The 25,772-nt window shown below is 43.8% G+C and carries 26 protein-coding genes and 1 other RNA gene; 14 read left to right on the top strand and 13 right to left on the bottom strand.

The window, feature by feature from the left end; translation table 11 throughout:
- Positions 1–138: 138 nt before the first annotated feature.
- The 7 genes from BMY75_RS14585 to BMY75_RS14615 all read right to left on the bottom strand — a co-directional run bounded on the left by BMY75_RS14585 (position 139) and on the right by BMY75_RS14615 (position 8,189).
- Positions 139–1,377 carry a D-alanyl-D-alanine carboxypeptidase family protein gene (locus BMY75_RS14585; RefSeq protein ID WP_074835167.1) on the bottom strand — a complete coding sequence of 413 codons (1,239 nt, stop codon included), beginning with the start codon at positions 1,375–1,377 and terminating at the stop codon, positions 139–141.
- Between the two features lie 35 nt (positions 1,378–1,412).
- Positions 1,413–1,850: a CBS domain-containing protein gene (locus tag BMY75_RS14590; protein ID WP_074835169.1), complete on the bottom strand. Its 438-nt coding sequence runs from the start codon at positions 1,848–1,850 to the stop codon at positions 1,413–1,415.
- A gap of 16 nt (positions 1,851–1,866) precedes the next feature.
- On the bottom strand, positions 1,867–2,808 hold the full coding sequence (locus BMY75_RS18090; RefSeq protein ID WP_074835171.1) for a hypothetical protein: 942 nt from the start codon (positions 2,806–2,808) through the stop codon (positions 1,867–1,869).
- 251 nt (positions 2,809–3,059) lie between these two features.
- Positions 3,060–3,405: RNase P RNA component class A (gene rnpB, locus BMY75_RS14600), an RNA gene on the bottom strand.
- A gap of 33 nt (positions 3,406–3,438) precedes the next feature.
- Positions 3,439–4,116, bottom strand: coding sequence for a class I SAM-dependent methyltransferase (locus BMY75_RS14605; RefSeq protein WP_074835172.1), 678 nt, complete (start codon positions 4,114–4,116; stop codon positions 3,439–3,441).
- On the bottom strand, positions 4,113–6,404 hold the full coding sequence (locus BMY75_RS14610) for an EAL domain-containing protein (protein WP_074835174.1): 2,292 nt from the start codon (positions 6,402–6,404) through the stop codon (positions 4,113–4,115). Before BMY75_RS14610 ends, BMY75_RS14605 begins: the two co-directional genes overlap by 4 nt.
- A gap of 30 nt (positions 6,405–6,434) precedes the next feature.
- Positions 6,435–8,189, bottom strand: a complete 1,755-nt coding sequence (locus BMY75_RS14615) for a GGDEF domain-containing protein (protein WP_074835176.1) — start codon at positions 8,187–8,189, stop codon at positions 6,435–6,437.
- A gap of 655 nt (positions 8,190–8,844) precedes the next feature.
- Here BMY75_RS14615 and fsa point away from each other — a divergent pair.
- The gene (fsa, locus tag BMY75_RS14620; RefSeq protein WP_074835178.1) at positions 8,845–9,492 is read left to right on the top strand and encodes a fructose-6-phosphate aldolase; all 648 of its coding nucleotides are present in this window, start codon (positions 8,845–8,847) and stop codon (positions 9,490–9,492) included.
- Between the two features lie 405 nt (positions 9,493–9,897).
- Positions 9,898–10,689 carry a hypothetical protein gene (locus BMY75_RS14625; RefSeq protein WP_074835180.1) on the top strand — a complete coding sequence of 264 codons (792 nt, stop codon included), beginning with the start codon at positions 9,898–9,900 and terminating at the stop codon, positions 10,687–10,689.
- A 341-nt stretch (positions 10,690–11,030) separates the two neighbouring features.
- Here BMY75_RS14625 and BMY75_RS14630 read toward each other — a convergent pair whose 3' ends face one another.
- The 3 genes from BMY75_RS14630 to BMY75_RS14640 all read right to left on the bottom strand — a co-directional run bounded on the left by BMY75_RS14630 (position 11,031) and on the right by BMY75_RS14640 (position 13,451).
- A complete protein-coding gene (locus tag BMY75_RS14630; RefSeq protein WP_074835183.1) occupies positions 11,031–12,650 on the bottom strand; it encodes a DUF4153 domain-containing protein in 1,620 nt (539 codons plus the stop codon).
- A 108-nt stretch (positions 12,651–12,758) separates the two neighbouring features.
- Positions 12,759–12,962 carry a helix-turn-helix domain-containing protein gene (locus BMY75_RS14635; RefSeq protein WP_074835186.1) on the bottom strand — a complete coding sequence of 68 codons (204 nt, stop codon included), beginning with the start codon at positions 12,960–12,962 and terminating at the stop codon, positions 12,759–12,761.
- A gap of 12 nt (positions 12,963–12,974) precedes the next feature.
- A complete protein-coding gene (locus BMY75_RS14640; protein ID WP_074835189.1) occupies positions 12,975–13,451 on the bottom strand; it encodes a DUF2975 domain-containing protein in 477 nt (158 codons plus the stop codon).
- 256 nt (positions 13,452–13,707) lie between these two features.
- On the opposite strand from BMY75_RS14640, the gene BMY75_RS14645 reads away from it, so the two are divergent.
- Positions 13,708–14,268, top strand: a complete 561-nt coding sequence (locus BMY75_RS14645) for an RNA 2'-phosphotransferase (protein WP_074835191.1) — start codon at positions 13,708–13,710, stop codon at positions 14,266–14,268.
- 51 nt (positions 14,269–14,319) lie between these two features.
- Here the strand turns inward: BMY75_RS14645 and trmB are convergent, their stop codons facing one another.
- From trmB to BMY75_RS14660, 3 genes are read right to left on the bottom strand one after another with little or no spacing between them, the layout of a single operon-like run.
- Entirely contained in the window at positions 14,320–14,991 is a 672-nt protein-coding gene (gene trmB, locus BMY75_RS14650; protein ID WP_074835194.1) for a tRNA (guanosine(46)-N7)-methyltransferase TrmB, read from the bottom strand.
- A gap of 40 nt (positions 14,992–15,031) precedes the next feature.
- Entirely contained in the window at positions 15,032–15,625 is a 594-nt protein-coding gene (locus BMY75_RS14655) for a hypothetical protein (protein WP_074835197.1), read from the bottom strand.
- Positions 15,622–16,866 (bottom strand): galactokinase, encoded by a 1,245-nt coding sequence (locus tag BMY75_RS14660; protein WP_170844317.1) that lies wholly within the window; start codon positions 16,864–16,866, stop codon positions 15,622–15,624. The genes BMY75_RS14655 and BMY75_RS14660 overlap by 4 nt, the downstream gene beginning before the upstream one ends.
- Positions 16,867–17,320: 454 nt before the next feature.
- On the opposite strand from BMY75_RS14660, the gene iorA reads away from it, so the two are divergent.
- From iorA to BMY75_RS14715, 11 genes are all read left to right on the top strand, one after another.
- On the top strand, positions 17,321–19,057 hold the full coding sequence (gene iorA / locus BMY75_RS14665; RefSeq protein WP_074835238.1) for an indolepyruvate ferredoxin oxidoreductase subunit alpha: 1,737 nt from the start codon (positions 17,321–17,323) through the stop codon (positions 19,055–19,057).
- 16 nt (positions 19,058–19,073) lie between these two features.
- Positions 19,074–19,502, top strand: coding sequence for a hypothetical protein (locus BMY75_RS14670; protein WP_074835202.1), 429 nt, complete (start codon positions 19,074–19,076; stop codon positions 19,500–19,502).
- 24 nt (positions 19,503–19,526) lie between these two features.
- Complete coding sequence (locus tag BMY75_RS14675) at positions 19,527–20,174, top strand: hypothetical protein (RefSeq protein ID WP_074835205.1); 648 nt, start codon at positions 19,527–19,529, stop codon at positions 20,172–20,174.
- Between the two features lie 40 nt (positions 20,175–20,214).
- The gene (locus tag BMY75_RS14680; protein ID WP_074835208.1) at positions 20,215–20,790 is read left to right on the top strand and encodes an indolepyruvate oxidoreductase subunit beta; all 576 of its coding nucleotides are present in this window, start codon (positions 20,215–20,217) and stop codon (positions 20,788–20,790) included.
- Positions 20,791–20,953: 163 nt separating this feature from the next.
- The gene (locus BMY75_RS14685) at positions 20,954–22,267 is read left to right on the top strand and encodes a phenylacetate--CoA ligase family protein (RefSeq protein WP_074835211.1); all 1,314 of its coding nucleotides are present in this window, start codon (positions 20,954–20,956) and stop codon (positions 22,265–22,267) included.
- Positions 22,264–22,767, top strand: a complete 504-nt coding sequence (locus BMY75_RS14690; protein ID WP_074835214.1) for a DUF1877 family protein — start codon at positions 22,264–22,266, stop codon at positions 22,765–22,767. Before BMY75_RS14685 ends, BMY75_RS14690 begins: the two co-directional genes overlap by 4 nt.
- 25 nt (positions 22,768–22,792) lie before the next feature.
- Positions 22,793–23,152 (top strand): hypothetical protein, encoded by a 360-nt coding sequence (locus BMY75_RS14695; RefSeq protein ID WP_074835217.1) that lies wholly within the window; start codon positions 22,793–22,795, stop codon positions 23,150–23,152.
- Positions 23,153–23,402: 250 nt separating this feature from the next.
- A complete protein-coding gene (locus BMY75_RS14700) occupies positions 23,403–23,837 on the top strand; it encodes an ACT domain-containing protein (protein ID WP_074835220.1) in 435 nt (144 codons plus the stop codon).
- 126 nt (positions 23,838–23,963) lie between these two features.
- The gene (locus BMY75_RS14705) at positions 23,964–24,782 is read left to right on the top strand and encodes a hypothetical protein (RefSeq protein ID WP_139199838.1); all 819 of its coding nucleotides are present in this window, start codon (positions 23,964–23,966) and stop codon (positions 24,780–24,782) included.
- A 385-nt stretch (positions 24,783–25,167) separates the two neighbouring features.
- On the top strand, positions 25,168–25,338 hold the full coding sequence (locus BMY75_RS14710) for a DUF362 domain-containing protein (protein WP_074835226.1): 171 nt from the start codon (positions 25,168–25,170) through the stop codon (positions 25,336–25,338).
- A 151-nt stretch (positions 25,339–25,489) separates the two neighbouring features.
- Positions 25,490–25,772 (top strand): transposase (locus BMY75_RS14715; protein WP_139199840.1); only part of this gene is annotated, 283 nt, incomplete at its 3' end.

Consider the following 25,772-nt stretch of genomic DNA (forward strand, 5'->3'; position numbering starts at 1 on the left):
TGCTGCCTGTTAATCCAAATATCGGCGTGCATCTCATCGTTATATGATAACACATTAATGTGTATTTTCTGTGATATTATACTATCTCTTCGGGATATAAAAAATGTCCGAGAACATCAGTTCTCGGACAAATAATTTTTATGCTTCAACGTCCTCGTCGGGTACCGGTCTTGATGAACTATCATCGTCATCATCATCGCTCTTGCTGCTGTTGTCCTTTTCCTTGAGGGTGATGAATGTGCCTTCGTTCTCTTCTTCCTCGGATTCGTCACTGCTGCTGGAATCTTCTTCCTTTTCCTTGCGGTCATCGGGAGTACCAACTGCGCCGGGCAGATAGTTCTCAAAGATGAGTATTGAATCTTCAACGGAATCAAAGTATGTATCGCTCTTTGTGGTAACAGAGATATACTCCTTGCCCTTGTACTCTACTACAGTTGCGAGGGTGTAGCCTGCTTCATCTGTGAAGCCTGTCTTACCACCGAGGATCTTTGCGTCACCGCTGCCGTCCTGATCAACGTCTACGAAGTAGCCGTCAAAACGTGAGTGGAAGATGCTGTCCAGCTCGATGCCGTCTTCATATTCCTTTGTGGGCTTGGTTGTCCATGTCTTGGTGCAGAGAACCTTGCGGCAGATCTTGTTTTCCATGCAGGCTTTTGTGATAACTGCTATATCCTGAGCTGTGGTGTAGTGCTGCTTGTGGTGCAGACCGCTTGCATTTGCAAAATTGGTATCGGTAAGACCCAGCTCTGCTGCCTTGGCGTTCATCAGCTTCACGAAGTTCTTTTCGTTGTCGGCGATAGCGTTTGCCAGACCGATAGTGCCGTCAGCGCCGCTGGGGAGAATAGCTGCATAAAGCAGATCTTCCATAGTAACTTCATCGCCTGCCACGAAGCCTGCGCAGCTTGCGTTTTCTTCCTGCAGGGGCTCGATGTCCTTTTTGGTGAACTTGTACTTGGCGTTCATATCATCGATATTTTCAACAGCTACAAGCAGGGTCATGAGCTTTGTCAGAGATGCGGGATAGATTCTCTCGTTGTACTTTACGCCTGCCAGTATCTCGTTGGATTCGCAGTCCAGCAGAATACCTTTTGAGCAGGTGATATCTTTCAGATTTACTGTTTCATACTTGTCTGATTTAGCGGGGAGCATCGATGGCGTGGGCTCAGGGATAAGATCTGACAGATCGTCTACGCTGATCGTTTCCTCTTCTGTGGTGGTGCTGTCATCCAATTCGGATATCGGTGTGCTCACACTTTCGTTGGGCTTGATGGTCTTTCTGCCTGTAACTACCATCAGTGCGCAGCTTACTGCCACAATGATGATCATTACCAGCAGAGCGACAACTGCGGCGCCGCCCTTACGGTTACTGTTCTTCATTTCTCCTTACCATTCCTTTCAGTAATTCTGTTATTTTAAACCTCTTCGGTCGTAGTTTCGCTGCTGTCCTGCTGCATGATGGTCTGATAACAATAGCCCAGTATGTCCTTCCTTGTGACGATACCGATGAATATGCCTCTGTCATCGATAACGGGAACAAAGTTCTGATCCATGCTCAGAAGTATCAGATCCTCCACTGTAGAAGAAACGTTCACGGGTCGCATATTGACTTTAGGCGGTATCTTTTCCAGCGGGAAGTTTTCCATCTCGCGGATATCATACAACCCTTTTTCTACCATGAACCTCAGAAAATCGCCCTCGGATACTGTCTTGACGAACCTGCCCTCTCTGTCGATGACAGGCACGGCGGAATAACCGTGGTTCTTCATTTTTTCAAGGGTCTGCCTTGCAGTGCAGTCATTGTAAAGATATTCTATGCACGCCTTGGGGTGCAATAATTTCAAGATATTCATTATATCGGGATCCCTCTCAGATTTTGTCTCCGTAGGTGTATACCAGCGAAGTCAGTTCCTCATAGGATATATTTTTCAGTTTTTCGTCATTCATTGCGGCAGAAGAAAGTTCTTCAGCGCTTACACCGCTGGTGACAAATATCGCCTGGCAGTAGCCCAGCTTCTGTTCAGGGGTCATCACGCCGAAATCCACAAGGCCTGATAAGAACGACAGATCAAAGACCGATTTGTCAACAGTCTTGGTCTGACCGTCAGTGGTCAGCAGTTCATCTTCGGAACCATAGGATATCTCATTGATAGTCCTTGTCTCGGTCATGCCCTCGTCGCCGTTTACAGCTTCGACCATATAAGTAGTCGTATACTTGGCGGGAAGTCCCGTTTCCTTATCGAAATAAAAATCCATAACGGTGATATAAGAACCGCCTGTATAGGTGTATTCTTCCACATCATAGATCTTAGCGTCCTCGGCATTGATATGGGTATCGGTAGCGGGTAGATCCTGCTCCACAACTGTTTCGATAACACTTACTGGGACAGCCGAATTCTTTTTGCGGTAAATACCGCACACGTTATCGAAATCGTAAGATGTTCCGTCAACGGTTATAAATCCGCTGGTGCCGATCTCATTGGTTTGGAGCTCGTAGTAGTTATCACCGTCTTTGAGCCTTGTGATCTCGGTCTCATTTCCCGAAGCATCAGTATAAGTCAATTTTATGCGGTACTGATCGCTCTTAAGCAGATCATAAGCCTGCTTGATATGTACACCGTCCTGCGATGTGACAGAATCAGCCTCACCGTCTGTAACTATTTCGTCCGCAGCGCTTTCGTTGCCAACGATACTGCTTGTTTTATGTTTTTTCGCCGATTTGCTTTTCTTGCTATTTTTCTGACTGCAAGCTGTGCATGAAAATGCCAGCACTGCAGCTGTCAGCACAGCGGCGAGCTTATAAATCTTCATTGTTCATTTCCTTTCGCGTCAAATGGTTGTTCCCACAGATGCACATATTAATTATACACCCCGCCACCACTTATGTCAAGTGAAATTTTAGCGTTAAACCCTTGCCAAATTTAGTTAAAAGGACAATTTTTTGCCCCGCAAATTTCCATATCCTGATAATGCAGGTGTTCCTGCATGGTGTTTATGAGATCAATATGTCGAAACTCCTGCGTTTGTCAAGGATTTTCAAATAAAAAGCCCCGCCGAAGCGGGGCATGAGCTTACCTGTAAGCCGGGTTTTGTCGTGTACGTCAATCTATCTAGGCTGTACGTTGCCGCACAGCTCAAGCCACCTACGGCTTCGGGTCTGACGAGCAGCCATTGACCTTTCGGCCGCCATTGGTGTTGCATCGGATAAGGTTTACATGGCAGTGACATCTCTGTCACTCCGGTGGGCTCTTACCCCGCCTTTCCACCCTTACCGCATTTCTGCGGCGGTATATCTCTGTTGCACTGGCTCGGAGGTCGCCCTCGGCTGACGTTATCAGCTATCCTGCTCTGTGATGCCCGGACTTTCCTCATAAGCGTTGCCGCTTCCGCTGACGTATAGTATGCTCACAGATGATATCATAACATATTTAAAAAGATTTGTCAACGCTTTATAGCGTAGAATCCGCTTTGCATATAGGAATGCCAGAAGATCTCCGCACAGGAGAAACCGGTTTTATTCAGTAACTCTATATGCTCTTGTATCGTCAGCGGAAAGAAATTTGTTCCGTATCTTGCACTGTGGGCTCTTACTTCCTCTTCGCTTCTGCCCGCAATCCTGCCGTAATTTTCCAAGCGGCTGAGCATTATATCTCTGCCTGTCTCTGTAAAGGGTGCAGTGTTCTCGAAACATATGAAAAGCCCGTCCTTTTTCAGCGCATGATAGCAGTTTTTTACCGCCGTTTCCCGACCCTCACGGTCAAAATAACCGTGGGACTGTATAGCGGTCACAACATCGAAATGATTTTCATAGTCTAGCTTTTCTGAGCCTATCTGTCTGAATTGACATTTCTTATCAGAGATCTTTGATCTTGCTATGTTCAGCATATCCTGTGATGGGTCACACAGCACAAGCTCGGAAAGTACAAGGTCTGTCACTGCACGCGCCCCTAGATTTCCGCTGCCGCAGCCCGTATCCAGCAGTGATATTTTTTCATTTGGGGAAACTGTCTTTATAAGGTCGAATATCTGGTCGTAGATGATATCGTACATCGGTATCACTTTTCTTACGTTCATATCGTACTCCACCGCTGTGAACGGAGTCTTGTTCTTTTGGCTCATCTTTTTGCTCCTTTAGCCGCGAATTTCTCAAATTCCTCTACAGGCATAGGCTTCGCGAAATAGTATCCCTGAAACATCTTGCAGCCCATTTGCGAAAGCTTTTCATATTGAACTTCTGTCTCCACGCCCTCTGTCAGAGAATCGATGCCCAGCTCATTTGTCAGCCGCAGGATATTTCGCACTATGGTTTCCGAACGGTTCTTGTTATCCGTTGATGACAGGAATTTCATATCTATCTTAAGCACGTCAACAGGCATATCTTTCAGCAGGTTCAGCGAGGAATATCCGCTGCCGAAATCGTCCATCTCAACTATGAAGCCCTCTTCCCTGAATTTTGCCAGAAGCTTCATCTTTTCTTCTGCATCGGTCATCATGATGGTCTCGGTTATCTCTATCCTTAGATCAGCAGGGGAGATGCCGTATTCTTTTACGAGAGACATAATATCCGAGACAACGTCCGTAAAATAGAAATCTTTCGGCGAAATATTCACTGATATGAACAATACGGGGAATCTGTCTTTCCATTTTTGCAGTATACTGCAGGCGCATCTCCACATATGCTTGTCCAGCTCAACTATCATACCGTTCTTCTCGAAAACGGGTATAAAGGAAGATGGCGGCATAAAGCCCTTTTCGGGATGTATCCACCTTGCGAGAGCTTCTGCACCGATAACATTTCCATCAGCGTCCGCTATGGGCTGGAGATAGGGTCTCAGCTGCATAGTTTCTATCGCTTCTGTCAGAGATGCAGATATCTGCTGATTCCACAGCACCTGTTCACGTAGTTTTTTATCATAATAGGCGATATGTGTGTTATAATCATCGCTTATTGTGGATATGGCAAGGTGAGCTCTGTCGAACATCATCGGCACGTCCGAATCTTCATTGGAAAGCTCATAAACTCCCATATGCACAAAGATATGGTATTCTACCTGACCATCTTTTACAATGAAGTTTGAAAGTGCTTTGTCAACTTCATCTGCTTTGAATTCTTCTTTAGGCATAAAAATGCCGAAAGTATCACCGCCGATCCTGCCGTAAACACACCTTGGGGACATGAATGAGCGTATGCCGTTTGCAAGCTGTATGAGGGCACGGTCGCCGAAAGCCGTGCTGAAAATATCGTTGATTATCTTGAAATCTTTTATATCAATGAATATGGCGTAGTACCGTGTGCTTTCGTTTTCGCGTAAGGTCTTGTGTATCTGCTCATAAAAGCAGTTTTTGGTATAAAGCCCTGTCAGGCTGTCGTGGTTCGAACGGTAAAGTTCTGCGCGAATTTTGTTCTGTTCTTCCGTGGTATCGCGTATCGTCAGGAAAGAGCCTGCCAGCTTCTGGGCGCTGTCATTGAAAGACCTGAGCGTAATGGTATAATACCGCTTGCTTTCACCTGTGGCTATGACTTTGTTTGCCTCCCATACGTCATTGCTGTGCTGTATCGTTCCGAATATGTCTTCCAGTTTTTCTGATACTTTTTCAAGGTCTTTCGTGCCAAGCTGAGTGAGTTTCAGACCCGTTTCATTTATCCATATGCAGTTGAAATTCGGGTCGAAAACGAACATTGCTTCCGGCATATCAGATGCTATATTTGAAAGCATACGGTCAAGAAGCTTGAGGGGTCTGTAAAACAGCGAGAAGTAATATGCAAGCAGTCCGAATATTCCCAGACCTATCATCGAACGGTTGATTGGTGTTCGTGAGAATATATAGAAAGTCTGCCACAGTGTGGTGACTATCATCGTTATAAGTATCACAAGGTATTTTTCCTTGTAAATCCTGGGCATTCTGATCGTCATTACAAGGAAGATCATCATAGTCGCACCCATTATTGTGTAGATAACTATCCTGTGAAAACTTTGTCCTATATAAGGGATAAGACTGTAATACGCCGAACCCTGAACATCTACAGGTTCTACATCGAAGGCATGACCTAAAAAAGGATTCATCAGCATCTGAACTGTGTCAATGCATAAAAGAACGATAATCTGTTTTAAAGGTGTTTTGTGTTTGCCTGTCACGCTGCAGTAAGCCGATGTGAAGTTCACAAGCGCCAGCACCATCAGATCCATTCCAAGAAAGTATAAATAATAACCGACTTTAGCTAAGGTCTCGGTGTGAGCGCCGATTATTATCAGATTTCCCAACAGCGGCGGGATAAGCGATGCATCGAGAAATGATACCGCTTTGCCTGTAGATTTTGTGGATCTGTAAGCCTGAAAAGCACATATCCCCAGACCTGTTGCAACAAGTGTGAATATGAATGAAAAAGCTATTCTGAAATTGATCAAAAATCATCACCTCGCTTTATTAAGGTGTATCTATCTGTGAGAAAGCTGTTTGAGTTCCTTTTTGTTGGCGTACATTCTGCTGTCAGCCAGCTCAAATACATCCGATACTTTTTTGTGAAGGTCGGGTTCGTATGCCGCAAGTCCCGATGCCAGTACGGGAGCACTCTCTTTGTTTAGGTTTTCAATTACCTTTCTTCGGAGTTCAGAGAAAAGCACATCTTTATGAGCGTAGTCATTTTCTCTGAGTATCACCGCAAATTCATCCCCGCCTATGCGGAATACCGGGCTGTGCGAGAATATGCAGCAGATCAGCCGGCAGGCAGAACGGATATATTCATCCCCTGCTTTATGCCCCTTAGTATCATTTATGACTTTCAGATCGTTAAGATCGCAGATAAGCACGGCAAAAGGCTGGCTGTTTCCACTGTCGATGCCGTCCTGCAGGGTGCGCTCGGTCTCCTGATAGGCGTTCTTGTTCTTAACGCCTGTCAGCTCGTCGTTCATTGCTTTTTCTGTGGCTGAGATCAGTTCACTTTTGTATTTGTTCTCGCGCTTCATCTGATCGTCGATGTTAGCTATACCTATTATGATATGGCATTTGTCTTCTGCCCATGCCACACGCAGGCTCACATAGCTGTAGCTGCCGTTTATCAGCTGACGGTATATCAGCGAGAATGAATCTGTATTGTTCAGTCTTTCCAGCAGTTCCACTTTTTCAAGGGTCTTCGCAACAGTTTCCAAGTCCTGCTCGAAAACTACCTTTTTTATAAGTATTGGCGCATCGGTGAAAAAATCATCGCCGTTTTTGATTATCTTCAGTGAACACGATTCGCCTGTTGCGCTGTACAGAGAATACGCACCCGAACCTATATCAACATAGTATATCGAGTCATATCTGTAAGCCAGGGAATTGAGTATCTGGCTGAAAGTCTTGCTTTTCTTTTCAAGCTCACGGCTGGCGATATCCTTTTTCATCTGCTCGTCGATATTTTCGACACCTATGATGAAATGCGTCCTGTCACTTGACCACATTACTGATAGTCGGGAGTACTTGTATGTTCCGCCGAGGAAAAGGCGGTATTTTATGCTGAAAGATTTTTTGTTTTCAAGCTTGGATATGATATACTCTTTCCTGAGAACTCCAAGGACAAGGTCTTTGTCATCGGGGTGTATCACCCTCAGCGTATTTCTCTTGGATTCATCAAAAAACTTCAAGCCGTTTTTGGCGATATCCAGTTCGTCATATTCGGTGCTGGAAGAAAACTCTATATAGCTGTCGTTCTCTGCATCAACATAATATATAGTATCATAATAAGAAGCCAGGCTCTGGGCTATCTGATTGTATATCTTTCTCTCTTTGCTGAGCCTTTCAGCTTCTAGTTTGATCCTGACTTCTTTATCCACATTGGTGACTCCGAGTATGAAATACTGATCGTTAGTGCTTTTGCCGTGTATCAGCCTGAGAGAATGGTAAACAGGATTGCCGTCTATCATAAGGCGGTAAACGATGTTCTTCATGGTTTTGTTCTTCATCTCTTCCAAAAGATTTTCTTTTTGCAGATGTTCGGTAAAGATAGGCTGATCATCCTCGTGAACCACACGGGCAGCATCGATCTTCAGCTGCTCGAAGAAATTCTCACCCTCATAGCTGGTCGTCAGTGACCTGAATTCCGGGTCCATCTGATAGGAAACATATTCGTTTGTGATTGCATTAACGTAGTAAACGCTTGAATAGTCGCACAGCAAAGCGTCAGCTATCCTGCTGTAGATCAGTTCACTGTTCATTATGATGATTACCTCCGTGTGATATTTGCAGAGCGAATAGGTAAATATTGACATTAACTATTCACAACTTACAATATTATTTTATATTATATCATATTTTTTATAAAATGTAAAGATATTCTGAAGCACAAATGGTGATTTTGTAAATTTCCTTTGAGCACTTTATGTTTGGTCAGCGACTTAATGATAAAAAACGGATAACATAAGCAGGAACAGCTTTTCTTATCTGAATCTGTATGCTGTTTTGTTTGTAAAACAGTAGTTGGTCTATGCAGCTATTGAGATGCATAGCTATTATAATATTGTGAGCTGTTTTTTTGTAATTCCTCACTGTATTAAATATATAAGGAAAATGATACTTATTTAATATGGCGATAGCATAAATTGCTTATTCAAAAATTGTTATTTTAGGTACTTTTGTTACAGTGTCTATCAAAATATATTCACTGATCATTTTTTGCGCGTGAACTTTCAAATATTGCGTTTTTACCGAAAAATCCGTATATCAGGGCTCAATTGTCGATTTTTAACAATAAAAAAATAATCGCAATTATTATTTATACATAAGCAAAAAATGAATAGAATTATCATTGGTTCAGTTGTATAATAATATCAGAAAATAAAACAGTTCATTAACCGAAAGGACGAAATTAATATGAAGTTATTTGTTGATACAGCTAACGTTGATGACATCAGAGAAGCAGAATCACTTGGTGTTATTTGCGGCGTTACCACTAACCCTTCTCTTATTGCTAAAGAGGGAAGAGTATTTGAAGAAGTAGTCAAGGAGATCACTGAGATCGTTGACGGTCCTATTTCCGCTGAGGTCATCTCCCTTGAAGCTGACAAGATGGTAGAAGAGGCAATTCCTCTTTCTAAAATACATAAGAATATCGTTATCAAGCTGCCTATGTGCGCTGAAGGTCTGAAAGCCTGCAAGAGGCTGACCGAAATGGGCATAAAGACAAACGTAACACTGATATTCTCTGCTGCACAGGCTATACTTGCTGCAAACGCAGGCGCTACCTACGTTTCGCCATTCCTGGGCAGACTTGATGATATAGGCATGACAGGTATGGAGCTTATCGAGGAGATAGTTGATATCTTCTCTGTACAGGGCATCAAGACCGAGATCATTGCCGCTTCCATCAGAAATCCCATACACGTAGTTGACGCTGCCAGAGCAGGCTGCGATATAGCAACCGTTCCTATGGGTGTTATCAGACAGATGATCAAGCATCCTCTGACCGATAACGGAATCGAGCGTTTTCTTAAGGATTGGGAGACTGTTCCCAATAAGTAAAGCATTCATCATGGAATGAAATATACTCCAATTTCCACCTTATTTTCTAATCTCGGGTATTCCGGTACACCCTGGCAAGGCGACAGTTCTACCCCGCTGAGCGCCTTGTCTGCGGAACCCGAACACTGAAAAATGCTTTCCATTCTCCTTTTATTTCATATTATATATTCCTTCTGACAGACAGCCGAGAGCTATTTCGGCTGTTTTGTTCTTTTTATTGGTAATTTTTTATTAATATCTGTCCCATAATATGGTCATTTAGCTAGAAAATGTCCACTTCGGATGTTAAGATAGGTGGAAAAATTGGTCAAAAGTGCTATTGACGCGCTTGCTTGACTGTGGTACAATGCTATTGTATCTTTATACCCAAGAATTGTATATTTTATTCAAGAAAGGAAATGTATAATGAAAAAGTTTATAGCAATTGTTTGCGCACTGACTCTGTCCTGCTCTATCTTCGCTTCATGCGGCAAGAAGAAATCCGATGATAAGGACAGCAAGACTTCCAAGACCGGCGATTCTGTTACAACCGAAGATGAGACATCCAGCAAGGCAGAAGAGGATCCTGCTGAGCATACCCGTACAAAGGCTTTCTATGATTCTCTTAACGATAAAAAATTCAAGCTCACAATGGTAACATCCTCTGATATGTATGAGGATTCAACAACTACTGTTGAGATGAACGGTGACAACTATCATGTCGACATGGTAGAGGGCGAAATGCATTATGAGATTTTCGTTATCGACGGAGTTATGTATAGTCTGAACCACAATTATAAAACATATTACAAGGATGAAAATCCCAATGAGATGTATCTGAATGTCGAGCCCGGTATGTACACTATGGGTATCGAATCTGACTATGTATTTGTAAGCAGCGAAACAACCGATGATGGCATGATCTGTGAAAAGTATTATGGTCCCGATATGTTCACCGGTCTTGTTGCTACAAGTGATGAGGATGAAAATGCTACTATTTTCAAGTACTACTATAATAATGACAGCACTCGTCCGGAAAAGATCGAGTACTCCACACATGATATGTTCCAGACCACTAAGATCACAGAATTCTCTTTTGAGGATATTACTATCGAGGTTCCCGAACTGAAAGGCTGGATAGATGGAAATGACGCTGATGCTGCAGTTGATGATTATTCTGTTGCTGATGACACTGTTACTGAAGAGATTGCTGAGTAATCTTTACGGTTTTTCTTATAAACTGGTTTATTGAACAAAAATATAATGCGGAGGAAATTTATCCTCCGCATTTTTTATGTTTATGAATGTGAGTATATAATGTATGGGTTTTCACACTTTTATATTATAGTGGTATATCATTCATATCAATGATCTAATCATGATCATCTGAATTAATAAGATCATAAATGAATAGCTAAACAACCTGCATATCCATTCGAGGATCGGATCGTGTATCAGTGCACGCCTTTTTCTTTTATGGATCTTTCCGGATAAAAACGATAAGAATGAAGCAGGAATGATGACCATGAAAGCTATCGGATAAATGGTAAATATCATGCTCATTGCGATATCTGTCTTTTTAGTTTTAAAGCTGAGAAATTAAAATAGTTATATACAGATTTATCAAGCTTTTGGCTGATACGGTTGCAAATGTATTCGTCACCTGTAAGCCCTTTGTTGAGGGATAATTCGCTGTTTGACTTATCCTCCGTGTATTTGCTGCAGATAAGCGACTTGTACTGATCTTCGGTTATAACGGCAGAAGCGTCAGATGAAAGGTCGCACATTTCTTTGATATCTGTGAATGTGAGCTGCTCGGAGCAGTATTCCATGTTGTATCTTGCAATAACTGCATCGGGGCGTGAGAAGCACAGCAGTGCAAACATCAGGGTGAAAGTCATTGCAGCTGCACGCATGAAAGGGAAGTTAGCTTTGAATTGTCTGATAATTACGTACACGAATATCAGGGCAGTCAGCACCATGAACCATGTAGTGTAAACACGAAGCTGTGTCAGACCGTAATTCTGGATATAGAGCACCATCTTGCTGATCGCTGTTGCTGTTATGAGAAGAGTGAAAACCGATATCATAACAGTGTAGAATCTCAGTGCGCGTGGCTTTTCTTCGCCTGCTTTTTTCGAGAAAAAGTTGATGGCAAATATAACGCCTGCGTTTATAAGTTCTATGGCGAAAAGCTCAAAGAATCCGCGTCTTGCGTACTCGGCATAGCTGTAATCAGCGGGAAGCTTATTCAAAAATGCGGACAGGAAATAATTAGCCTGTGAGATGAAGAAAAGCACATAAAGCAAGCAGATCGGTGTTACCGAAGTGTATACGACAGTGTTGGAGATAAAGCGAAGTTTGCGTATAAAAGATATGCAGTTCTCCTCGTCGAGTGCATTTATTTTTTCTGGGTGAGTGTGTGAGTACAACACTCCGAATAAATATGACGCTATGGGTGCGGCAAGAACTATCTTCCAGATAACCGTGAAAAAGTCATCTACATCTACTGTGCCTGTAAGTCTCAGGAGAATGGTTTCAACGCCCTTGTCGGCGGACATCAGCAGTCCTCCGACGATCAGGGTAAGCGGTATAGCAAGGATAAGTCCGCCGATGACTGCTTTGATCTTAGCACCGGAATCTTTTACGTTCAGTGAACTGCCCACAGCTGAGAACTCTTTTCCCGAATGTGAGATAGGGTTCTTTAACGAACTTTTGAGAAACTCAAATACAGAAAATCTGCCGAAAAGTTCTTTTTCAGCGCATACGCAGTACACTAGATGCGTACTTGCGATCAGCAGGAAAACCAGATCAAGGGTTTTGATAAGGTCGTTAGCTGTGATAGAGAAAACAGTTGAAAAAGCTATTATTATCCCCGACCAAAGCTTGTGTGAGGCCTTGAATTTGTGACCAGTCTTTTTGAGATAGCCGATGATGACAGAGATGAAAAGCAGGCAAAGTCCTGTTGTGAAGAATCCTGAGGTGTTCCACAACGCGAACTGCACAACACCGTAGGCTATGACAAATGTTGTTAAAGCAAGGATCTTCTCGCTTTTAGTAAATACTGTTTTCTCCTTTGGCGCTACTACTGACGGATACGTTCCTAAAGTCAACGGTAGCGAATTAACATCGGACTGAGGGGCGTTATCCTGCCCATTTATTGGTTTGTTGAATTCCATTTTTGTTCCTCCCGATCTCTTTTTCTGCCTAAATGGCTTTTATTTATCGATCATATATATCTATCCGTTTTGTTGTACTCTTTTCTTTTTATTCTGTATGCTGTACTTCTATTTTCTGAATTCCAGGATATCTCCCGGCTGACATTCCAGTACCTCACATATCTTATCGAGGGTGGAAAAACGTACAGCTTTTGCTTTCCCTGTCTTGAGGATAGACAGATTCGCAGCGGTAATACCGACTTTTTCGGCAAGTTCGTTAGATGAGATCTTACGCTTTGCCATCATAACATCGAGGTTAACGATTATAGCCATGATCCCGCCTCCTCATATCGTGAAGTCGATTTCCGATTTCAGTTCGACTGCTTTTTCCAGAACGTTCTTTACGACGCGGATTATAAGTCCTAAGAACATTGCGAAAAAAGCGGTGAAGAGAAATTCATACTTCCACAGGCTGAAAAATACCATCGTCAGCCCCGCGAAAACGCAGCTCCATGATATTATCCTGAGGCAGAGGGTGTTCTGCGGAATAAATACTTCGTCCTTTGAGATGTTAGTAAGCAGTTTGTGAAGTGCGGCTACTGCGATAAGTGCAAAAGCGTCACATATACATATCATTGCAGTGACTGCGGCGGCTAGGTTGGTTTTTATCATGCCGTCTCCGACGGATATCACGCTGAACCATTCAGCGATTATGTGCGATGTGAACATCAGCACGACCAGCAGGAAAAACATTCCCACCACAAGAAGCCTTGAAAGCTTCAGCGATTTCATTTCTGACCAGCCTGTTAATTCATTTACCATGGTAATGACCTCCAAATCTTTTTCTGCTCGGGCGTCCCCTGAGCTTGATTGTATTATAACACATCGAAATGTGTTTGTCAATACTTTTTTATCGTAAAACAATAATATTTTTTTGAGATGCGAAAAATCAATATTGATTTACGTATGAAAAGCCACATGAATTGGGGAAAACAGCACTTTACACCAGCACTAAAATGTGCTATAATACTCGAAAATAATGGTGCTTCGGCTGAAAAAAAGAAAGGAGAGAACTAATATGTCAGCAATAAAAAATGATGATGTTTCGCTGGGACGGTTCATCAGTCTGGTGCTGAGGCACGAACCCTCTGCGGCAGGTATTGAACTGGACGGTGAGGGCTGGGCAGATGTGGGCGAGCTGATAAACGGTGTATGTGATACGGGCAGAAAGCTGGATATGGAGACTCTTGAACGAATAGTCCACGAGAACAACAAAAAGCGGTACTCTTTTAATGAGGATAAAACAAAAATAAGAGCGAATCAGGGGCACAGTATCGATGTTCACATCGACATGAAAATAGCGACACCGCCCGATGTGCTTTATCACGGTACTTCCGCGGCTTTTCTTGACAGCATAAAGGAAAAAGGGATTCTTAAAATGTCAAGGCAGTATGTGCATCTGTCAAAAGATATTGATACTGCCGTGAAAGTTGGTAAACGCCACGGAAAGCCTGTTATCCTTGTTATCGACACAGCAAAAATGTCCGCGGACGGATTTGTTTTCCGTATTTCGGATAATGGTGTTTGGCAAAGTGAGGATATCCCGTGGAAGTATGTCAATGATATAAAATACCCGTGAAAAAATACCGCACCTCTCATCGCGAGAAGTGCGGTACTTATTTTTGCAAATTTATTTTCTTAAATAAGCCTCAAGCCTGTATATAGGCATACCCATATCAGAAAAACGCTTTTCGTATTCGGTGACGATATTGTCCTCAAATCCGCTGTTGTGCAGGTCGAGGGAGATGTTTTTAAGACCGTAGCCGTTCTCTGAAAATTGCTCGATGGAGAACTCAAAAAAGTGCATATTATCAGTCTTCTGGTGTATCTCTCCGCCCTCGGCGAGAAGTCGCTTGTATATTTCAAGGAACTCTCCGTGGGTCAACCTGTGGTTTGCGTAGGTGTTTTTAGGATAAGGACAGCTGAAATTAAGATAAATGCGCCTTATCAGTCCTGCAGGGATAAAGCAGTCCAGATATCTCGCGTTGCCCCTCATAAAGCGAACGTTCTCGATCCCCTGAGCGATAACAGCCTCGGCGGCATCAACAATTACATTTGAGCTGACCTCCACTGCAAGATGATTAACATTCGGCTGACGCTTTGCCAGTTCGCAGATGAACTGACCCTTTCCGCAGCCAATCTCCAGCTCAACGGGATTATCGTTTCCGAAGATAGAAGCGATATCCAGCAGGTCACGGTCATCCTTTACGGAAAAATCAAGCACATCGCGGTCGAGATAGAGTATCTTGTCACCGCAGGCAGCAAGTCTTTCTTCAAGGTTGCTTTTTCTTCTCATTCTCATATATATTACTTCTCCTTACTGTACAATAAAATGTACTTGCTTATCTTCTCTTTTTGAAAACAGAATTCCTTCTGCCTTTTTTCAGCTTGTGCAGAAAATAATCCTGATCGGCAGTTACTCTTTTCCACTCGGTTGCAGACCCTGTAAGCGGATCGCCGAAGGGGTATACCGACAGCATTATCTCAGGCAGTCCCTCACCATTATAAAGGGGAGTGACGCGGAAAGTCAGCTGGGTAGAGAGAACATTCAGTAACTCTTCCTTGGTGGAAGCCACGCTTGGGTCATATTCCGGCAGCTTTACATCGGTGAATTTTGCCTGATATATCATTTTGCCGTCAGCTTTTTTGACTAAAGGAAGATCATACCTTTCGGGAACAGCTTTTCCGTTTACGGTCTTCACGAAAGTAAAATCGGTAAAGCGAACTATGCCATCGTTGACAGCTTCGCCGGAAATGGTGACGCATATGCCCGCATCAGAGGCGGCACCGATATTCTGCATACTGAAAGAGAAAGGCAGTTCGTTTATCATTATCTCGCCGCAGCCCACCATTTTAAGGCAGGGCTTGCCGGATGCCACATGGTCGCCGAATATCTCTTTTATCTCATTTATTGCTTTTTTATTGCTTTTACTCATACTTCAAACAGCACCCTTGTTCCGCCGCAGTCACGGATAGTCAGCACATGGCAGGCGCCATCGCCGAACACTCTGTCCATCTCGGCTTTGAATTCTTCAAGTTTGTTATTTGGCACGAATGCCTGTATCGTTCCCGCGAAACCGCCGCCGTGAACTCTGCAGGCGCCCTCGCCGCCAAGTATCTTTTTCGCCAGATACAGCGCCATAGTCAGCCCTTGCTCGCGGACATTCACAGCCGCAAATATGTTTTGCAGATATGCCAGCGAGGAATCGCCGCTCTCGTTTACCAGTCTGAGAAATTCGCTGAATCTTCCTTTTTCAAGGGCTTCTTCCTGCTTTGCGACTCTCTCGTTCTCATCAAAGAAATGCAGTGCCCTCAGAACGGCTCTGTCACCATATTTTTCCCTCAGCTTGACAATATTTTCCATTACATCGTCCCTAGTTATCTCGCGGAGCACTGTTTTGCCGAAATGCTCGGCGATGCTCTTCATCTCGGGGGGGATAGCAGCATATTCCGGGGTAAGGTCAGCGTGACTGCCCTTTGTATCAACTATACAGAGCTTGTGACCACTCTCTGCAAAATCATAGTTTACGCACTGTACCAGCGGAGTGTCCTTGTCCTTGAAATCAATGGTTATCAGACCGCCCACTGACGAAGCCATCTGATCCATCAGCCCGGAGGGTTTGCCAAAGTGTACATTCTCGGCATACTGAGCTATTTTTGCTATCTCAACATCATTGACTTCACCATCGTTGTAAAGTCCGTTGAGTATCGTTCCGATTATGACCTCATAAGCCGCCGAGGAAGAAAGTCCCGAACCCTGAAGAACATCAGATGTCATGTAGGCTTTGAAACCGCCAAGCTTGTGGCCTTTATTCTTGAAGCCGTCAACCACGCCGCGTATCAGTGCGGAGGAAGTGTTCTTTTCGTTGTCGCGGGGTTCGGTGTCGCAGATGTCAACTACATCGGTAGGGAAGCCCTCGGATTTTACGGTGATATAACCGTCATCGGTGGGTATAACTGCTGCGATGATATCAAGTGAAACTCCCGCGGCAAGTACACAGCCCAGGTTGTGGTCGGTGTGATTTCCTCCGACTTCTGTTCTGCCCGGAGCACTGAAAAAGAACTTCGGTTTTACGCCAAAATACTTTTTGAATTCTACAGCCGCGCTACCGTAGCGGTGAAGCTGTTTTTCCATGTTATCTTTGGTGTATATCTTGCCCATTGAAAGTGTTTTCATGCTGATATCCTCCGTATTGCTCCATATCCGTTACCCTGTGCCGTCATTGGGACGGTTATTATTTTAATTATACTATATCAAAAATATTTTTGCAAGTATTTTTCCTGAATTATTTGACATTTTCTTGTGTTTGTATTATTATATCATGATAAAGATGATCGATCATTGCTCTGGTCGGTCAGATAAGTTCGTCATGGTGCCATATATGCAGCAGGAATCCCAGAAAATAATCGTGATGATCGTATAAACACAAGCGGTGCAATATATGCGCCGCTTTTTTGCACGTTAATGGGCATTGTTTGACTATTGGTATAAAAGTTATTTTATACCTATTGCAATTTAGGGCGAAATGTGGTATAATCTTTTTATGTATTCATATTGTATCACGTGTTTGTGAAAAACTACTATCAATGAAGGCTGCTAAGAGCAGTCCTGCATGAAAGGAAAGATGGCTATGAAAAAACTGATGCTTGGTAATGAGGCATTTGCAAGAGGTCTGTACGAGGCTGGCTGTAAGGTCGTTTCGTCTTACCCCGGCACACCCTCTACCGAGATAACCGAGGCTGCCGCTAAGTATGAAGAGATATATGCTGAGTGGGCACCCAATGAGAAGGTCGCTATGGAGGTAGCGCTGGGCGCTTCCATCGCAGGCGTTAGAAGCTTCTGCGGTATGAAGCACGTTGGTCTCAATGTTGCTGCCGATCCGCTTTATACTGCAGGTTATACTGGTGTTACAGGCGGTATGGTAATCGCTGTTGCTGATGATCCGGGTATGCACTCCTCTCAGAATGAGCAGGATTCCCGTCACCACGCTGCTGCTTCAAAAACTATGATGATCGAGCCTTCGGATTCTGCCGAGTGCAAGGAATATACTAAGATTGCTTTCGAGCTTTCCGAAAAGTTCGACGTTCCCGTTATCGTGAGAATGTCTACAAGAGTAGCACACTCCCAGTCCGCAGTTGAACTCTGCGACAGGGAAGAGAGAGAAGCTATCCCTTACGAGAAGAATGCCGGCAAGTACGTTATGATGCCTGGTAACGCTATCCGCAGACACCCCATAGTTGAGGACAGAATGAGAGCGATCGCTGAGTATGGCGAGAACTGCCCTCTCAATACTGTTGAGTACAACGATACCGAGATCGGTGTTATCACGGCAGGTATCTGCTATCAGTACGCTAAGGAAGCTCTGGGCGATAAGGTAAGCTATCTGAAACTGGGTATCGTTAACCCCATGCCTGTGAATATCATCAAGGATTTTGCTGCAAAGTGCAAGAAGATCATCGTTATCGAGGAACTTGACGACGTTATCGAAACACACTGCAAGAAGAATGGTGTTGTCTGTCAGGGCAAGGAGCTTTTCGGCTGGCTGGGTGAGATAAATCAGGTCATTATCAGAGATAAGGTACTGGGTATCAAGCCCGAGTTTGATACATTCGAGGACACTGTTCCCGTAAGACCTCCCGTTATGTGCGCAGGCTGCCCTCACAGAGGTCTGTTCTACTGCCTGAGCAAGCTGAAAGTTACTGTATCAGGCGATATCGGCTGCTACACACTTGGTGCTACCGCTCCTCTTTGCGCTATGGATTCTACCATATGCATGGGCGCATCTATTTCCGCACTGCACGGCTACAACAAGGCACTGGGTGCTGATGCTGAAAAGAAGTCTGTTGCTGTTATCGGTGACTCCACATTCATGCACAGTGGTATGACAGGTCTTGTAAACATAGCTTACAACGCTACAAATTCTACCGTTATCATTCTCGATAACTCCATCACAGGCATGACAGGTCATCAGCAGAACCCCACAACAGGTAAGAATCTCAAGGGTGATCCTGCTGCGGCTGTAAATCTTGAAGAGCTCTGCCGCGCTATCGGTATCAAGAGCGTCCGCGTTGTTGACCCTTATCATATGGCTGAGACAGAGGCTGTTATCAGGGAAGAGCTGGCTAAGGAAGAGCCTTCTGTTATCATTTCCAGAAGACCCTGCGCTCTGTTGAAATACGTTAAGCACAAACCTGCACTCCACTGTGATCAGGATAAGTGCGTAGGCTGCAAGCAGTGTCTGAAGATCGGCTGTCCTGCTATCTCTATACACGACGGCAAGATGAAGATCGACCATACACAGTGCGTAGGCTGCGGCATCTGCACCGAGATGTGCAAGCTTGGTGCTATCAAGGGCGCCGAAGAATAACACGAGGTAAACTTAAATGTATTTTGATGATGATGACAGCAAGATAGCAGGTACTGTGGGCGCTATGATAGGTGCAGCGCTTGGCATTGGTATATGGTGTCTTTTCGGGCTGCTGGGCAGGATAGCTTTTATAGGCGGTATTGCTATTTTTCTCGGTTCTTTCGGCGGGTATTACCTGTTGGGAAAGGGCATGAGCAAAACAGGGCTTATCATATCAGCAGTTATAATCGCAATATCTGTATACATAGCAACAAGGCTGAATTGGTCTATAGCACTTTGGAAAGAGACCGGAATGTCAGTTTCAGAGTGTTACAAGATCCTCCCCAAGCTTCTAAAAAAACTGGGAGAAAGAGGTTCATTCTATAAGGAACTTTTCATTGGCTATCTTATAACGCTTGGTGGCGGCTTCGTGGCGCTAATGAAGCTGGGAGTTATTGATAACTGATGACCATGGACAGGGGGAGCATTCGTGAAACGTGCGCTGTATATATGTGAGATACTGACCTGTGCTGTATTTTTTGCTTTCATTTGCCTGCATATGCGGGCATTCAATGAGCCCATATGTTTCGGAGAATTGGGATATATCTTAAGTTTAGCGGGATATGGCATATCAGCAGTACTGCTGATAAAAAAGCTGATTGATGAGTTAAAATCAAAATCCGGCAGATTATCCTTAAAGGAAGGGGTATTCTGCACTATCTACGCGCATCCTTTGCTGGCTGTGGTGTTGATGGCTGTGGTAGTGTTCTTCACAGATAACTTTAGCACAGAAGGGATACTTTTGATCTTATCAATGTTTTTATTGTTCATTTCGGCAAATTGGTTCGAGGGAAGATCAATGTACAAGCTGATCGGGCTGTTTGTTGTGCTGACTTTTCTGATAGTGGCAGCGTTCGTTTTCTGTGGTGTCATGCGTACGCCCACGCCTTATGGCTTTTCTCCGAGCGGTCACCTCAAAGACGGAATGACACCTGAGGAACTGCAAAGGTATAAAGTGGAGGATCTGACAAAGGCTGTCGGCGGAGCGGCACAGCTGTGTTTCATCCCGGCGATATTTGCTTTTCTCTTGGCGGATATATTCTCCGATGATATGATCTATGAAAATTCGAAAATATAACAGGTTTAACATAAAGATGTTAACAAAGGAGTTGTAATAAATGGAAACTAAGTCTGTTATGATAGTCGGCGTAGGCGGACAGGGTTCGCTGCTGGCTTCAAGGATACTGGGCAACGTGCTGCTTTCGCAGGGCTTTGACGTTAAGGTCAGCGAGGTACACGGCATGAGCCAGCGCGGCGGCTCGGTAGTAACTTATGTTAAGTACGGCGATAAGGTTTATTCGCCTGTTGTTGAAAAGGGTGAGGCTGATATCATCATCAGCTTTGAACAGCTGGAAGCTGCAAGATATGTGCAGTACCTGAAAAAGGGCGGTCATATCGTTACTTCCACTCAGCAGATAGACCCCATGCCCGTTATCAACGGCACCGCTGTTTATCCCGATGATATCATCGGCAAGCTGAAAGCTCAGGGAATAAGCGTTGTTGACGTTGATGCTCTTACACTGGCTGAGCAGGCAGGTACTGCTAAGGCTTCAAACGTTGTCCTGATGGGCGTTGTATCCATGAAAATGGACTTCTCCGAGGACGTATGGCAGGCAGCGCTGGAAAGCTGCGTTCCCGCTAAGTTCCTTGAACTGAACAAGAAGGCTTTTGCTCTGGGCAGAGCAGCTGTCTGATAATACTGAAAAAACACGGCGCTCTCTCTTTATGGGAGGGCGGCTGTTTAAGATCTTTCGATTTAGTCATTTAAAACAGCATATGATTAAAGGGAATTATCTGGAAATTAATGTACTTCCACAACGGATGATACTTAAATAATAAAAAAGGAGTTGATCGCCAATGGCTGAAAAGATCTATTGGAACAAAGAGATCGAGACTATGGAACTCGATAAAATGAAGGCTCTCCAGAGTGAGAGACTTGTCAAGCAGGTCAGGCACGTATGGGATAATGTTCCTTACTATCGTCACCTGATGGAAGAGAAGGGTGTAACCCCCGACGATATCAAGAGCATTGATGATCTGCACAAGCTGCCTTTCATCTCTAAGGCTGACCTGAGAGATAATTACCCTGATGGTCTGCTGGCTGTGCCGAAGTCTGAATGTGTACGTATCCACGCTACCAGCGGTACAACAGGTAAAAGAGCTATTGCGTTCTATACCCAGAAGGACGTAGATATCTGGGACGAGTGCGTTGCAAGAGCTATCACTGCGGCAGGCGGAACCAAGGAGGACGTTGTTCATGTTGCTTACGGCTATGGTCTGTTCACAGGCGGTCTGGGACTTCACGGCGGTTCTCACAAGGTGGGCTGTCTGACTCTGCCTGTATCTTCGGGCAATACCGAAAGACAGATACAGTTTATGCAAGATCTGAAATCCACAATTCTCTGCTGTACACCTTCCTATGCCGCATACATCGGAGAGACTCTTCAGGAAATGGGTCTTACTCCCGATGATATCTGCCTGAAAGCTGGTATATTCGGCGCTGAACCCTGGACAGAGGAAATGCGCAAGCAGATCGAGGCAAGTCTTGGTATCAAGGCTTACGATATCTACGGTCTTACCGAAACCTCAGGACCCGGTGTGGCATTCGAGTGTGAAGAGCAGACCGGTATGCACATCAACGAGGATAACTTCATCGCCGAGATCATCAACCCTGAGACAGGCGAAGTTCTTCCCGAGGGTGAAAAGGGTGAGCTGGTATTCACAAGCATCACCAAGGAAGCTTTCCCTCTGCTGAGATACCGTACAAGAGATATCTGTATACTCAACCGCAAAAAGTGCTCCTGCGGCAGAACACTCATCAAGATGTGCAAGCCTATGGGCAGAAGCGATGATATGCTGATAATCAAGGGCGTAAATGTATTCCCGTCCCAGATCGAGACTGTTCTGCTGAAGGATTTCAAGGCACAGCCTAACTACCAGATAGTTGTTGACCGTGTAGGCAACGTTGATACATTCGAGATCAAGGTCGAGCTGACTGATGAAATGATCGGCGATACCATTAAGTCCGTATCCGAACTTGAAAAGAAGCTCAGCGCTGATATTGTGCAGATACTCGGTATCAAGGCAAAGATCAGCCTTGTTGAGCCCAAGAGCATACCGCGTTCCGAGGGCAAGGCTGTCAGAGTTATCGACAAGAGGAAACTGGTATGAGTTGTTTAGGTGTGCTTTTTGCAGTTCCCGAAGATGTTGTGAAAAAACTGGGAGATATGCCTCTTGAAGAGCGCCCCGAATATATATCCGAGGAACTGGAAGAGGAGTATTTTGAGGAATATCCCGAGCGCACTTATGAACTCGACAAGTCCTGGGACGCTATGCACCGCCTGCTGACGGACGGCACGCTGTCCTTCGGCGGTGAAGAACCTCTTGCAAAGGCAGTACTTGGCGGCGATGTGCTTTATTTCGATGAAGACCATGATGACTACATCATCACGGCTAAAACTCCCGATGAAGTCAGAAAAGTATATGAAGCTTTGCAGGGTCTTGAAGACAGCGACATAAGGCGCAGATATTTCGCTATTCCTGCCGATGAGTACGAAGACAAAGGCGAAGAAGACTATGAGTATACTCTGGAATATCTGCAGGATAGTCTTAGTTTCTGGAGATATGCGGCAGAACATGGTCTGTGGGTGCTTTTTACAGCCGATCAATAGAAAGAGAAATTAAGGAGACGATTGAATGATCTTAGGTATAGGAGCGGCAGTATATGCGATACTGTTCTTTCTGATGCGCAAAGATATTCTTGGAAAAGGCGCGAAAGGCATCAGAGTATCCGCTTTACTTGCTGTGATTATATCCATGGTCTGTTGGGTGGTCAATTCCGCAATTCTGGGAAACACGGATTTTTACTCGACGACCAATTATAGGATCACTGACTATGATCCTGTAAATTTTCCTGCTTTAGTTGTGATATTTTTAGGCACTTTTATTGGTCTTACAGCATCTACAGTTGAAATGGTAAATAAGAGAAAAGCTGATAATCGCAGGATGTTAAAAGAGCTGGAGAAGCTTGATAAAGACGAGCTAAATAATCGATAAACAGCTTGCAGATCTTGTGCAATCCTCACATTTAACGCTCCGTATATTTGTGGATAATCACATCAAAAAATATCAATCTCCGAAACGTATATATTATGTGAGCGGCAGGTAGCCGCAGAACTGATACAAAACTATTACGGAGAGAACAACAATGATGTGATTTCACGGCGTTGCTGTTTACTATTAAAAGAACGGAGCAGCATAATAAAGACTATCAAAAAAACGATAAACAAGAAAGAAGGTTAGAACAATGACTATAAAGCAGTTATCTATATTTGTTGAAAACAAGCCCGGCAGACTGTCGGACGTTACACATACCCTCAAAGATGGCAATATCAATATCCGTGCCATAACTACTGCTGACAGCAGTGATTTCGGTATTTTAAGACTTATCGTCGATGATACCGACAAGGCTATCCAGTGCCTGAAAGAGGCTGATTACCTGGTAAAGGTAACAAATGTCATCGCAGTTACCGCTGAGGACAAGCCCGGCGGAATGGCTTCTATCATGAAGACCCTTTACAAAGCTAACATCAGTGTTGAGTATATGTACTCCGCATTCCTGAACCCATCCGAGGTCACAGCCTGCCTTATCCTGCGTGTTGACAGCAACGAAAATGCTATCGAGGCGCTGACCGATGCAGGTTACAGACTGCTTGCCGCAGAGGAGCTTGCAAAGTTCTGATAATAAAATAGCGTTATCCCGTACCATACCACCTCAATAGACCGTATAGTGTAGTGTATCAGTAGAATAACATATCTTGAAAAGAGGTCTATTAACATGAAAAAAATGTTATTCGCACTGATCGCTGTGCTTATCTTTATCACGGTGACAGCTATGCCTGTATACGCTGATATGGGTCCTAAACCGAGCATTGAACTTACAGTGAAAAATGCTCCCGATGAGGATTATTACATTAATTTGCTTGTGCCGGGGACCCTTAGGAAAAAAGAAGATCGGCTGCAAGAGGTAAATGAACAATATTCTGGAAAAGATGCGGAACTGATGAGGGTCATAATAAACAATACAGAAGATGGTTGGTATCCGAGGCGTGGCGGTCATTTTCGGGAATTAACTCAATCAAAAAGTTCGCGTAAGTATGAGTTTAGCTACATGGATGTTCCGAAAACATTCAAAGTGATAATAGTGACCGAAAGCGGCAAGGTTATCGTATCAAATGAGATTACCCGCAAAGCTTTTAACGCTGTTACAACTTTTGATGCCGAAACAGGTAAGCTGAGAGAGAAAAAGACCGCTATGCTTGCTAAGCAATTGGAAAGATTTTTGATCACATTTATTGCTACGCTTTTAATTGAGGGCATGATATTCCGTTGTTTTGAGTTCGAGGGCAAAGAGGGACATAACTTTGCTGTGTTTTTCAAAACGAACCTTTGCACCCAGCTGTTGCTTTATGTAGTGATATCCCTTTTACCGCTCCAGATGTTGATATATGGCGGGATATTTGCTGCGGAGATCATAATAACGATCATTGAGGGTTGTGTTTATTCAAAGCTTCTCACTCCTAAAGGGAAAGGCGCACGCTATGCGATCGTTGCCAATATTCTAAGCTTTGTGCTGAGTTTACCTATGTGGTTCATTTTAGAGTTTTTTTTCAGGATAAGCATATAGTTTACAGGTGCTTCCTTATTAGGGAGCACCTGCTTTTTGTGTGAATAAAATGTTAATCGAAGCTAACATTTATCTTCCTAATATGCTCGAAAACCAACGGGATATATAGGTTTTATTGAATTTGCAATTCACATCATTTATCTCAAATATTACGTATTTACTGAGTGTTTTTAGCTTTCGCATGCAGTAATGCAATTATAAAAATGATATTATAGCAGACTAACTATTGAATTGATTAGTTGCGACTAATCGTTTATTAATATTTCATTAAATTTTCATAAAATCCCTTGACTATTCGTGAAAATGTGCTATTATAGAATACGGAGAGAACGAGCTGCGTTCGTGGTCAGTATCTCTTCAAGGACTATAAGGAGGTTAATCTACTATGGCTTATAAGATCAATGACGATTGCATCGGTTGCGGCGCTTGCGCTGCTGAATGTCCTGTTGGCGCTATTTCCGAGGCTGACGGCAAGTACGTTATCGACGCATCTGCTTGCCTGGATTGCGGTGCTTGCGCAGGTACTTGCCCTGTTGGCGCTCCTCAGGCTGAGTAATTTTTTTCGCACAGATAATATCCGTTCCTTTTGGGGCGGATATTTTTTTGCCTGTTTATGACTATGAAAAGAGCCTGTCTGATTGATATAATCCCCTTAGAGTAGACACACGAAAAAACAAAAATCGTGTAAAACTCTAGGGGGTTATTTTATGTCACGAAGAAAACTGACAGATGAAGAAAGAATTCAAGCAGTGCAAGAATATCTTTCAGGAAAAGGAAGCTATGCATCAATAGCCAAGAAATATGGGGTTACAAAAGAAACGTTTAGACAAATGGTAGTTTTCGCAAAAACAGATGGAATAGAATCGGTCAGGATCAGCCATACAAACAAACGGTATTCTGCGAAAACTAAGTTGAAAGCAGTAACTGAATATCTTGACTGTAAAGGAAGTCAAGTAGAGATATGCCGAAAGTATCATATTTCATCCACAA

Origin of the sequence: Hominimerdicola alba (assembly GCF_900109655.1) — a bacterium.
Classification (GTDB): Bacteria; Bacillota; Clostridia; order Oscillospirales; family Ruminococcaceae; genus Hominimerdicola; species Hominimerdicola alba_B.